The sequence below is a fragment of the Sorangium sp. So ce124 genome, assembly GCF_051525235.1.
Classification (GTDB): Bacteria; Myxococcota_A; Polyangia; order Polyangiales; family Polyangiaceae; genus Sorangium; species Sorangium atrum.
This window is the reverse complement of sequence record NZ_CP150312.1, coordinates 9,834,217-9,846,310: the sequence shown is the minus strand read 5'-3', so window position 1 is coordinate 9,846,310 and position 12,094 is coordinate 9,834,217. Positions and strand designations below refer to the sequence as shown.

The 12,094-nt window shown below is 70.4% G+C and carries 9 protein-coding genes; 4 read left to right on the top strand and 5 right to left on the bottom strand.

Annotated features, from left to right (window positions below; genetic code table 11):
- Positions 1-21 precede the first annotated feature (21 nt).
- The gene (locus WMF19_RS37005) at positions 22-1,056 is read left to right on the top strand and encodes a BMP family lipoprotein (protein ID WP_437894670.1); all 1,035 of its coding nucleotides are present in this window, start codon (positions 22-24) and stop codon (positions 1,054-1,056) included.
- A 33-nt stretch (positions 1,057-1,089) separates the two neighbouring features.
- On the opposite strand, the gene WMF19_RS37000 is transcribed toward WMF19_RS37005, so the two are convergent.
- The 3 genes from WMF19_RS37000 to folP are packed head-to-tail and all read right to left on the bottom strand — an operon-like array spanning position 1,090 to position 4,257.
- Complete coding sequence (locus tag WMF19_RS37000; protein WP_437325466.1) at positions 1,090-2,028, bottom strand: CdaR family protein; 939 nt, start codon at positions 2,026-2,028, stop codon at positions 1,090-1,092.
- Positions 2,025-3,341, bottom strand: a complete 1,317-nt coding sequence (gene cdaA, locus WMF19_RS36995) for a diadenylate cyclase CdaA (RefSeq protein ID WP_437894669.1) — start codon at positions 3,339-3,341, stop codon at positions 2,025-2,027. Before cdaA ends, WMF19_RS37000 begins: the two co-directional genes overlap by 4 nt.
- The gene (folP, locus tag WMF19_RS36990) at positions 3,334-4,257 is read right to left on the bottom strand and encodes a dihydropteroate synthase (RefSeq protein WP_437894668.1); all 924 of its coding nucleotides are present in this window, start codon (positions 4,255-4,257) and stop codon (positions 3,334-3,336) included. Before folP ends, cdaA begins: the two co-directional genes overlap by 8 nt.
- Before the next feature lie 493 nt (positions 4,258-4,750).
- Here folP and WMF19_RS36985 point away from each other — a divergent pair, with 493 nt between their 5' ends.
- The 3 genes from WMF19_RS36985 (at position 4,751) to WMF19_RS36975 (ending at position 9,985) form a co-directional block, all read left to right on the top strand.
- A complete protein-coding gene (locus WMF19_RS36985; protein ID WP_437894667.1) occupies positions 4,751-6,700 on the top strand; it encodes an HDIG domain-containing metalloprotein in 1,950 nt (649 codons plus the stop codon).
- Positions 6,701-6,765: 65 nt separating this feature from the next.
- Entirely contained in the window at positions 6,766-8,493 is a 1,728-nt protein-coding gene (locus WMF19_RS36980) for an acyl-CoA dehydrogenase family protein (protein ID WP_437894666.1), read from the top strand.
- Positions 8,494-8,743: 250 nt separating this feature from the next.
- Positions 8,744-9,985, top strand: a complete 1,242-nt coding sequence (locus WMF19_RS36975; RefSeq protein ID WP_437894665.1) for a serine/threonine-protein kinase — start codon at positions 8,744-8,746, stop codon at positions 9,983-9,985.
- A 67-nt stretch (positions 9,986-10,052) separates the two neighbouring features.
- Here WMF19_RS36975 and WMF19_RS36970 read toward each other — a convergent pair whose 3' ends face one another.
- Positions 10,053-10,751, bottom strand: coding sequence for a hypothetical protein (locus WMF19_RS36970; protein ID WP_437894664.1), 699 nt, complete (start codon positions 10,749-10,751; stop codon positions 10,053-10,055).
- A gap of 120 nt (positions 10,752-10,871) precedes the next feature.
- A complete protein-coding gene (locus WMF19_RS36965) occupies positions 10,872-11,972 on the bottom strand; it encodes a DUF362 domain-containing protein (RefSeq protein WP_437894663.1) in 1,101 nt (366 codons plus the stop codon).
- Between the last annotated feature and the right edge of the window lie 122 nt (positions 11,973-12,094).

Here is a 12,094-nt window from a genome sequence, read left to right as displayed (position 1 = left end):
CCGCTGTCGCCCGCTCGATCCATGCCCGCCGCGCTGCCCCTCCGCCGTGCCACCGCCGCCGTCGCGGCGCTCGCCGCCCTGTCGCTGCTCCTGCCCGCGCGCGGCGAGGCGCCCCGCGGCGAGGGCGAGCGCGCGGCGGTCCGCGTGGGCCTCGTCTTCGACGTCGGCGGGCGCGGGGACAAGAGCTTCAACGACGCCGCGGATCTCGGGCTCGCCCGCGCCGCGCGCGAGCTCGGCGTGACCACCGAGGTGCTCGAGCCGAGCGGCGCGGAGGATCGCGAAGCGGCGATGCGGCTGTTCGCCGCGCGCGGGCTCGACCTCGTGATCGGCGTCGGCTTCATCTTCTCGACCGACGTCGAGGTCGTCGCGCGCGCGTTCCCGGCCACCCGCTTCGCGTGCCTCGACTACGCGCCGCCGCCGTCCGGCGCGCTGCCGGAGAACCTCGCAGGCATCACCTTTCGCGAAGAAGAAGGGGCCTTCCTGGTCGGCGCCGTCGCAGGGCTCACGACGGCGACGGGCCGCGTCGGCTTCATCGGCGGCATGGACATGCCGCTCATCCACAAGTTCGAGGCGGGCTACCGCGCGGGCGTGCGAGAGGTCTGCCCCGCGTGCGACGTGAGCGTCGCCTATGCCGGGACCACGCCCGACGCGTTCCGCGATCCCGTGAAGGGCAAGGCGCTCGCCGTGAGCCAGGCCGCGGCGGGCGCCGATGTCCTCTTCCACGTCTCCGGAGCGACGGGTCACGGCGTGCTCGAGGCGGCGCGCGACATGGGCGTCAAGGCGATCGGCGTCGACAGGGATCAGCACGACGAGATGCCGGGGACGGTGCTCACCAGCATGATCAAGCGCGCCGACGTGGCGGTCTTCGAGGTGATCCGCGCGCTCGTGGAGGGTCGCTTCGAGGGCGGCCTCTCGTCCTTCGGCCTGGCCGAGGGCGGCGTCGGCTACGTGAGCGAAGGCCCGCACGCGGCGGGGATCCCGGACGCCACGAAGGCGCGGGTGAGCGCGCTGTCCGCGCGGATCGCGCGGGGCGAGCTCGTGGTCCCCTCGCGCTGACGTCCGCGGCGGCGGAGCGTCAGCGCGCCGCGCTCACCACTTCACCATGACCTTCGACGGGTTGACCTCCGCGGTGACGCGCGGAACGTCGACGAGCACGTCGAGGAAGTCGCTGCCCGGCTGGCTCAGATCGAGGTTCGCCGCCTTGGGCTCCACGCGCGCCACAATGGCGTCGGCGTTGACGGCGCCCACGTCCTCCGGCGTCCCCGTGATCCGCACCTGCACGACGGCCGGCGCGACCGTCGCGCGCGGGATGCCGATCACCTCGACCTTGCGCTCGAACGTCCGCGTGGCGAGCTCGCGCCCGATCTCCAGCGTCGCCATCACGCTCTCGAAGCTGTACGTCACGAGCTTCGGCGGCCGATCGAGCGCGAGCTGCCGCTGGTAGGTGCCCTCCGTGAGGCCGCTGATGTCGAACGGCGCGGTGCGCGCGAGCTGCATCACGTCGACGACCGAGCGCGGGCCGCGGGCGCTGACCATCGGCGGCTCGACCGAGACCATCCCCTTCACGAGGAACCCCTGCGCGGCGTCCCCGGTGCGGGGTACGTGCACCGGGATGGCCCGGGTCACGACGTCGTCCCAGCCGAGCTCGATCGTCGACGGGTACATCTGCTCGACCACCAGCCCGGCCGGCACGTGGAACATCGAGGCGTCGAGATCGATGTGCGTCACCGTGCCGTTGCGGAGATCGAGCCGCAGCGTCCCGAGGCTCTCGGCGCGCAGATCGTCGAGCTGCGTCCGGGAGCCCCGCACCGTGACCGCCACCTCGTTCGGGATCTGGGTCATGAGCTGCCGGTTGCTCGACTCGGGCGGGAGGATCGAGACGACGCTGAGCATCAGCGTGCGCTGCGCGTTCTCCGCGCCGTGGATGAAGGCGTAGAGGCACAGCGCGAAGGTGATCGAGAGCAGCTTGAGGCCGAGGTTGTCGAGCAGCGCCGAGCGGAGCGCCTCGCGGATGCCGGCAAGCGTCATGGCTCATCTCGCGGGGGCATCCCCTCCGCGCTCCCCTTGGATGCGGCGGTCGCCGCGACCTGCCCGGTCGGGACGAAGGTGCGCTGTGACGGGACGGGCGAGTCGGTCGCGGCCGCCGCGGGGACGTCGACCATGGCCGGCCGGCCGCGCTCGGACGGGCGATCCGCGTCCTGCGGCCCGGCCGTCCCCCCCGGGCCCCGCGCCTCGGCGCCGGCCCCGGCGCGCAGGTCGGCGCTGGATCCCATCGCGGCGCGCGCCTCGGCGCCCGAGCGCATCGGCGTGGACGTCGACATCCGCGCCATCGGCCGCGCGTCTGGGTCCACGGCCGCCTTGATCATCGAGGACGTCTTCGAGACCGGCGCTGCAGGTTTGGCCTCGATCGGCGCAGGCTTCGCGGCGGCGGGCTTGCCGGGCTCGTGCGCCTGCCCGGCGCCTTGCGCCGCGCCCACGGCGGGGCCGCGCGCCGCCGGCGTGGGGAGGCTCGCGCGGCCGACCTGGGCGACCTTCTTGGCGAAGCGCCGCCTGCGCGACGAGCGGCCGAAGAGCCCGAGCAGCGCGTGCCGCAGCGACTGGCCGTCGAGGTTCGAGACGATGTTGCCGCTGAAGCAGAAGCTGATCGTGCCGCGCTCCTCGCTGACGACGACGACGACCGCGTCGGTCTCCTCGGTGATCCCGAGCGCGGCGCGGTGGCGGGAGCCGAGGCTGGCGTCGAGGATCTTGGTCTCCGGCATCGGGAAGAAGACGCCGGCGCGCGCGATCTTGAGATCGCGGATCAGCACCGCGCCGTCGTGCAGCTTGTTCACCGACTCGGGGACGAACAGCGAGACGAGCAGCTCTCGGGTGACGACCGAGTCGATGTGGATCCCCTCGCTCTTCACGAACTCCAGCACGTTGGCGTCCTGCTCGAAGGCGATGATCGCGCCCATGCGGTGGCGGGCGAGCTCGGTCGCGGCGGCGACCACCTCGTCGATGACGCGCGACTGCTGCTCGCGTCCGCTCGTGAACCAGTTGCTGCCGCCCACGCGGATGAGGGCGCGGCGGATGTCGTTCTGGAAGACGACGACCACGATGAGGATGATCGAGGAGAGGAGCCAGGAGAGGAGGTTGAGGAGCGTGGTCAGGCCGAAGATCTTCGCCCCGAGATAGATGAGGAAGACGATGCCGAGCCCGAGCCCCATCTGCATCGCGCGGGTCCCGCGCAGCACGAGGAGCGCGCGATAGACGACGTAGGCGACGATGAAGATGTCGAAGAAGTCCCGGATGACCTGCGTCGCCGGCCTCACCGAGAAGAGGCGGAGGAACCCTTCAACCATCGCCGCGCGCCCCCTGGGCGACGGGACCATCCGCGCGCCGACGGTCGACGGCGCCCGCGCGCTCGATCGCGCGTATCACGTCGAGGGCCTGGCGCACGGGGAGGACGTCGTGGACACGGACCGCCGCGGCGCCGCGCGCGACGCACGCGAGCGCGGCAGCGACGGTGCCGCCGAGGCGGTCGGGGGGCGGCGCGAGCGGCGCTTCCCCGCCGTCGCCTCGCCCCGCGGCCTCCGAGGCCGCGGCGCGCGCCAGGAACGACTTGCGGCTCGGCCCGACGAGCACGGGAAAGCCGAGGGCGCACAGCTCGCGCAGCCGGGCGCACAGCTCGAGCGACTGCCGCGCGTTCTTGGCGAAGCCGAGGCCCGGATCGAGGACGAGCTCGCCCTCCGGCAGGCCCGCCTCGAGCGCCCGCGCGGCGGCGCTCGACCACTCGCGGGCCACGTCGGCCACGACGTCGCCGTAGGCGTCGTCGGGGTACGCGGAGAAGCCGGCCATCGCCGACATCGGTCCGCGGCTGTGCATGAGCACAAGCGACGCCCCGCGCCGAGCGCAGAGCGCGCCGAGCTCCGCCGCGCTGTCGAGCGAGATCGAGTTGACCACGGCCGCGCCGTCGTCGAGCGCGCGCGCCGCCACGGCGGGGGAGGTCGTGTCGATGGAGACCACCGCTCCCCTCCTCACCGCGTCGCGCACGCTCCCGCCGATGCGCGCGATCTGCTCGTCATCCGGCACGGGCCGCGCGCCCGGCCGCGTCGACTCCGCGCCGATGTCGATCATGTCTGCCCCCTCGGAGAGCATCGCATCGATCTGCGCGAGAGCCGTATCTTCATCCGCAAAGCGACCGCCATCGGAGAACGAGTCCGGCGTGCGGTTCAGGACCCCCATGATCACCACGCTCCTGCGGCGTTCGAGCAGCATGCGCAGCGGGGACATTTCCTGTGGGTAGCAACTTTTGCGCCGAACGGCAATTGTCTGCTCGAATCGATGTTTTCCAGGAGCAATTGGAACATCGCGAGGGTGGTCCGGCGCCTTGCGCTCCCGCCAATGCCGGGTGGGCCGACGGGCGCGCGCCGGCGTTGGACGGCGCACCGGCGTCCACATTCGCTTCGGGCGCCGGCTTCCCGGCGGCCGCCCCGCCCTCGGGCGGGGACTCGGAGCGGATCATGGGGAAGAAAGGGAACCGAGGGAACGGACAGAACGCAGAGAACCGAGGCAATCAAGCAAGGGGGCGGCGTGCCCGGGGGCCCGCGCTCCGCGCGCCGCTGACTCGGCCTTGCTTCTTTGCTAGGGTCCCGCCTACACATTGACATCGGCGGCCCCTCGCGGTCGTCCGGTGGAGGCGGGGAGACGCGCGAGCGTGCCCTGTCAACCGTTTCTCAGGCTGCACCAGCGGACGATACCGAGCGGTTCCATGCTGCGCACGCGTATCCGGGCAGGTCCCCTCGCCGGCTTCGTCTTGAGCGCCCTCTTCGCGGCGTGCTTCGCCGTGCTCGGCGTTGGCGAGCTCTTCATCCCTGCGCTCAGCCCCGAGATGGGCAAGCCTGCGCCCGTGACGCTGCGCGTCCCGTACGGTCCACGGATCGTGCGCGACACGCACGACGGGAGCTTCACGCTCTCCTACGAGCACAGGCGCGTGATCGTGCCGCGCGGCACGGTCCTCTCGGAGCACAACGAGGATCACAACGCCGCGATGGCGTACGAGACGGTGCGGCGGATGAGGCGGCCCGGGCTCGGCGCGCGCCTCGCGAGCATGTACGCCATCTACCTCATCGTCTGCCTGATGCTGACGGTCTACCTGCGTCGCTTCGGGCAGAACCGGGTGCGGCTGCTCCGCACGCAGGTGGGCATGTTCGTCCTGATGACGGGCTCGCTCATCGTCGCGAAGCTCCTCCTGCTCTTCACGGCGCTGCCCGAGTTCTGGATGCCGGTCGCGGCGCTCCCGCTCTGGGTCGCGATCGCGTTCGATCGGCGGACCGCGTTCCTCGTCGAGGTCGGGGTGGCGTTCATCGCGTCGTCGCTGCTCCGGTTCGACGTGGTGCTCCTGTCGGTGCTGCTCGTGCGCGGCATCGCCGCGACGATGTTCTTCTTCAAGCGCAAGGGCTCGCGGCAGCTGCTCGTCGCGGGCAGCCTGGCGGGCATCGCCGGCGCGATCGGGTTCATCGCGCTGACCGTGCTGTTCGAGGGGAGCTTCGATCTCGGCGCCGATCTGAAGCGCTGGCTCGGCTCCAACGTCCTGGCCTGCGTCGGCGGGGGCCTGCTCGTCGGCGTGCTCGGTCGGAGCCTGAGGGAGCCGGCCGAGCGGGCGATGGGGCACGTGCCCCGCGACAAGCTGCTCGACCTCACCGACCTGGAGCAGCCGCTGCTCAAGAAGATGGCGGCGGAGGCGCCGGGCAGCTGGGAGCACGCGCGCGCGATGGCGAACCTCGCCGAGGCCTCGGCCGCGGCGATCGGCGCCGACGCGCTGCTGACGCGCGTGGGCGCCTACTACCACGACCTCGGCAAGACCGTGCAGCCCAAGTACTTCATCGAGAACCTCCCGCACGGCGAGCGATCGCCGCACGAGGAGCTCGAGCCGGAGGTGAGCGCCGACGCGATCATGGCGCACGTCGTGATGGGCACGAAGATCCTGCGCGAGGGCAACATCCCCGAGCCGGTGGTCGAGTTCGCGTACACCCACCACGGCACGCAGGTCGTCGAGTATTTCTGGCACAAGTGCGTCGAGCACGGGAACCCGAAGGACTTGACGCAGGAGCACTTCCGCTATCCCGGCATGAAGCCGCAGACGAAGGAGACGGCCATCCTGATGCTCGTCGACTCCATCGAGGCGGCGTCGCGGACCATCTGGCCGCCCGAGCACAAGAAGTTCGAGGAGATGATCCAGCGGGTGATGTTCTCGAAGCTCGCGTCTGGCCAGCTCGATCAATCCGGGCTGACGATCGAGGACCTGCGCATCATGACGAGCCGGATGGCGTCGACGCTTGTCAACATGTACCACGGGCGCATCAAGTACCCGTGGCAGCGCGAGAGCGATCGCGCCGGGCACACGCCTGCGCCGCCGACGGTCACGCCGCACCCCACGCGCCCCGCCACGCCCACGCCCGTCCCGGCGTCCAGCGCGCCGGGTCGGGACGGGAGCGCTGCCCCGCCGCCCTCTTCGAGCACACGGGGCGCCGCCCCGTCGCCCTCTTCGAGCGCGCGGGGCGCTGTCCCGCCGCCCCCCTCGAGCACACGGGGCGCCGTCCCGCCGCCCTCCTCGAGCACACGGGGCGCTGTCGCGCCCGTCGTCGTCGACGAGGCCGGAGGGCCCGTGAAGGAAGAGAGCCCGGCGGAGTCCGTGCGGACGCCGAGGAAGACGCACTGAGCAGGCCGGGCGCGCCGCGCGCTCCCGCGGAGGCCGAGCGGCCTGCTCCAGGAAAGGACGGTCCGATGCCTCCCACGATCGAGCAGAGCTTCATGAAGGCCCTCTTCCACGGCATCATCGCCGAGGACATCATCTTCCCGTATCCCGAGATGCCGGCCGAGGACCGGGAGACGACGTCGATGATGCTCGACAGCGTGCGGAGGTTCTTCGCGTCGAGCGTCGACAGCGGCCGGATCGACAGGGAGCACGCCATCGATCCGGGCCTCCTGGCCGAGATGAAGAGGCTCGGCCTGATGGGCCTGCAGATCCCGGCCGAGCACGGCGGCGTCAACCTCAGCAACATGGCGTATGCGCGCGTGATGCAGGAGATCGGCGGGCTCGACGCGTCGATCGCCGTCACCCTCGGCGCGCACCAGTCGATCGGCTTCAAGGCGATCCAGCTCTTCGGGACGGAGGAGCAGAAGCAGCGGTATCTCCCGAAGCTCGCGACCGGCGAGTGGATGGCGGCCTTCGCCCTGACGGAGCCGGGCGCCGGCTCCGACGCCGCGGCGATCAGGACGCGCGCCGAGATGTCGGCCGACGGCTCGTACTACACGCTGAACGGGTCGAAGATCTGGATCACGAACGGAGGCTTCGCCGACGTCGTCACGGTGTTCGCCCGGACCTCGGCGCTCGAGGAGGGGAACAAGCCGAAGCTCACCGCCTTCATCGTGGAGCGGAGCATGGGCGTGAAGAGCGGGCCGAACGAGCAGAAGCTCGGGATCCGCGGCTCGTCGACGACGGAGCTCTTCTTCGACGACGTGAAGGTGCCGCGCGAGAACGTGCTGGGCGAGGTCGGCAAGGGCTTCAAGGTCGCCGTCGAGGTGCTCAACAACGGGCGCCTCGGGCTCTCGGCGGGGTGCGTCGGCGGGTGCAACACGCTGATCCGGATGGCGCTCGACCGGGTCCAGGAGCGGCGCGCGTTCGGCCGGAGCATCGGCGACTTCGGGCTCATCAAGGACAAGATCGCGACGATGCTGGCGCACACGTATGCGCTCGAGTCCATCACGTACCTGACGGCGAGCCTCGTCGACGCCAAGGTCCCCGACTTCTCGATCGAGAGCGCGATCTGCAAGGTCATGGGGAGCGAGACCCTCTGGTTCGTGGTCAACGAGACGCTCCAGATCGCGGCCGGCATCGGCTACATGGAGGAGTACCCCTACGAGCGCCACCTGCGCGACGCTCGGATCAACATGATCTTCGAGGGGACGAACGAGATCCTGCGCTGTTTCATGGCGCTCTCCGGGATGAGCGGCCCGGGCAAGGCGCTCGCGGACGTCGCGAAGGCGATGCGAGAGCCCATCAAGGGCTTCGGGCTGCTCAGCGATTTCGCGCTCCGCAAGGCGCGGTCGGTGCTCGGGCGCGAGCGGATGTCGAAGGCGCACCCGCTGCTCAGCCGGGAGGCGGTGATCTTCGAGGACTGCACCGCCGAGCTCGCCACGCACAGCGAGGACATGCTCCGGAAGCACGGGCGGGAGATCGCGGAGATGCAGTATGCGCAGCGCCGCATCGCGGAGATGGCCATCGATCTTTACTGCATGGCCGCGTGCATCTCGCGCACGACCCGGGCCATCGAGCGGCGCGGGGAGGACGGCGCGCGGCGGGAGATCGATCTCACGACCGTGTTCACCGGCATGGCGCAGAAGCGGCTGCGGCAGCACGTCGCCGACTTCCAGAAGAACGACGACGAGCTGCGCAAGGCCATCGCGGTGCGAGCGTATGCCGATCGCGCCTACCCCTTCGATATCCTGTAATCGCAGGCTGCCGCACCTCGACAGACATCGATTCACCTCCAGTCGCATCAAGCCACACATGCGCCATGCGCGTTTCGGCGCAGTACGCTCATTCGTTGTGAGCTGCGCTCTGTTTCGGGACGTTTTCGGCTCACCGTCCGGACGGATTGCTCTATAGTTTGATCAGGCGTAGTATCGGGGGTGGGCCCTTCGACAGGAATCGGGTGATCACTTGTCCCAGGCTAGAGCAGTGGGTGGCAGGTGCGGAGCCATGAAGGAGACTGCTGAAGGTCGTGCCGTGATGGACAAGTACCGTCTCGAGCGCAGGCTCGGAGGCGGTGGGATGGGTGATCTGTGGCTGGGCTTCGATATCAAGCTCAGGCGGCGGGTCGTCATCAAGTTCATCCGCAGCTTCGCGGCGACGGAGCCCGAGCTCATCGCCCGCTTCGAGCGCGAGGCCCGCGCGTCCGCGCGTGTCCGGAGCCCCTACGTCATCGAGACCTACGATTACGGCGTCGATCGCGGCTGCGCGTTCATCGTGATGGAGTACCTCGAGGGAGAGGACCTGAATCGCCGCCTCGAACGCGAGGAGCGGATCCCGCTCGCGCAGGCGACGACCTTGTTCACGCAGCTCGGCAAGGCCCTCGACGCGATCCACGCCGCGGGGGTGATCCACCGGGATCTGAAGCCGGGGAACATCTTCATCACGTCTTCGGCCGGCGACGATCTGGTCAAGGTCCTCGATTTCGGCGTCGCGAAGTCGTCCTGCTCTCGCGATCGGATCACGAAGACGGGCATGGTCCTCGGGACGCCCAGGTACATGAGCCCAGAGCAGACCATGGCGCCCAGGCAGGTCGATTACAGGAGCGATCTCTGGTCGATGGCGGTGATCCTTTACCGCGCGATCACTGGCCAGTGTCCTTTCGCGGGTGCCAACATCAATGAGCTGGTCAGGCACATCTGCCAGACGTCGTTCCCGAAGGCGTCCGAGCTCGCGCCGGAGCTCCCGCCCGGGATCGACGCGTTCTTCGCCCGGACGTTCGAGTTCGAGCCCGAGGCGCGGTTCCAGTCGGGCAAGGAGATGATGGAAGCGTTCTCCGCGATCGCGCAGGCGCCGGCCTCCCTGCCGTCGTCGGAGTCGCTGCGAGCGATCCCCGTCCCGCCGCCGTCCGAGCGGAGCGCGATCGTGAAGCGGAGCGCGATAGGCGCGGTCGCGGCCCCGCTCCGCTGCGCGATGGATGATCAGACGACCATGGCCGCGATGCTGGCGACGCCTGCGAACGATCTCGGCAGCACCACGGCGACGGACGCGGCCGTCGAGCCCGCCTCCGCCTCGTGCGACCGGCAGAGCGAGGTCGTGCTGGACAGCCGCGTCCTTCCGCCGCTGCGGGTCCCCTGGATGGTCGCCGTCGGCCTGCTCATCGCGGCCGCCTGCGTCGTTGGCCACAGCGTGGCTCAGGGCGCGCCGTGGTCGCTCGAGGCCGCGGAGAGCCCGGCGCCCACGGGACCTTGATCTCGAGGGGCGCCGCGATGCCGCCGTGGCGCTCGCATCACGGGCCATCGCCAGCGCGTCGGCGCCGCTACCGCGCGCTGGTCGTGGGCGCCTCGGTGATACCGGACGTCCACTTGAGCTTCGGGGCGCCCTCGTCGATCCAGCGGTCGCGCACCCGGCGCGCGAGCTCGGGGTGCTGGGTCGACTTCACGGCCATCGCGGCCACGAGGCATGTCCCCGGCCACGACTCGTAGACGGCGATCGCTCCGACATACTCGTCGCTCACGAGCACCGAGTCGACGCTGCCCTCGAGGACCTTGAACACGAGCGGCCGCACCTCGCCGTCGATCTCCTGCGTCGTGCGGATGATCTGCGCCTCCCCGAGCCGCACGCCATAACCGTCGGCGAGCGACGCGTTCTTCGCCCAGAACTCGTCGAGGCAGCTGTCCGGGTCGCTCGGCCCCGAGGTGGTCGTGTACACGACCGACAGGGCGGCGTAGTGCTCGTCGCCGTACCGGAAGGTCGCGCGCGTCGGGTAGGTCAAGATCCGCACCCTGCGCCAGCTCTTCCAGTCGACAAGCGGTACGTCGAGCGTGTTGAACCGGTCCTGCCGCCTGCCCCACGGCTCGGCCAGCAGCCGCTCTAGCGCGGCCCGCTCCGGGTCTGCCGCGTCGCCCCCCGGGTTCTCGCGGGTGACCGAAGCCGGCGTGGGAGGCAACCCCGGCGGCCTCGTCGGGGGGGTGCTGCTGCAGGCGACGACCACGAGGGACGCGACGAGCGGGACCACCGGCGCGGCCCTCCGGCGTGTGGACGAGCGCGCAGTCGACCTGGAGCAGGACATGAGCAACACGAGCCTCGGCGAGCGGCCTCATCGACGGCGGTCACGCGGGCGGATCCCGCGGCGCCGCTACAATCCGACCTCGCGCATCGCGATTTTATTCTTGTCGAAGACGCCCAGACCGAGCTCGCCCGCGATGCGGATGTACGAGGGTTCACGGCTCGCCTCTTTCAGCGTGGGCAGCCCGTTCTCCTTGCGCCACGCCTCGACCACGCCCCAGCCGATCACGTCCATCGCGACCGGATCGGTCGTGGCGTAGACCGACTCGTGGAGGACACGCCGCTTCGGGTTTTTGTCGAGCGGGCCCTGGTCGTAGATGAGCTTGAAGCCGTCCGTGATGTGCAGGCGGACACGGCTCTTCACGACGTCCTGCCCGTAGAGCTCCGCGATCTGCGGACTCGCGGTGTGCTCATGGAAGGAGTGCGGGTTGATCGTCGTGCCGTGGGTGATGTTCTTGAGGCAGCCGGTATAGCCGCAGATCGAGTGGTCCTTGATCAACGAGACGTTGATCACCGCGGTCGCCTCGGTGAACGGGCGCACGAACTTGGTGGGGATGCCGCAGACCGAGATGCTCGGCATCACCGCATCCTTGTTCTCGTGAACCGCGGCGCGGATCCCGGCCGGGAACTCGGCAGCAGGCTTGGCGCTGCGGTCGGCGCAGCGGGTGCCGGCGAGGAAGGACGGGTACTGCTCGAAGATCTCCACGTTCTCCGCTGGGACGCCCGCCGCGATCACCCCGCGCACGATCTCGAGCACGAGCTCCTTGTTGGTGGCCATGGTCGCCCCCTTCTGGCCGGCGATCCCGTTGGTCTTGATCGCCACGCGGTCGTCCTTGTGGACGAACCGCGCGAAGGCGGCCCCGAGGTCCGCCTTTCCGGTGAGCTCGGCCATCGCCCGCTCGAGCATCGCCTTCGCCGCGGACGCGTCGGGCCAGAGGCCGTTCGGCTGCATCGAGTTCGACTTCGTGACCTTCACGATCTTTCCCGGAATGGAGAGCGGCGTGAAGCCGGGGGGCGGCGTGGCCGCGAGGCTCAGGGGCTCCTCGGCGAACGCCGCGCGCGAGCCGAGGAGCGCGGCGCCCGCGGCGCCGGCGACGAGCCCGCCGAGGAAGCCTCGGCGCGAGCGCCCCGCGGGGCCGTGATCAACGAAGCGACGGGGATCGTGGGGCATAAGACCTCGTGGTGAGCGCCTTGCGGCGGTGGTGGATGCCGCCGGTCGCGGGGCGCCCGGGGCGGTGATGGTAGCCGAGCTTCTCGCTCGAGACACGGCGCTCGGCCGCCCGCCGGCGAGGT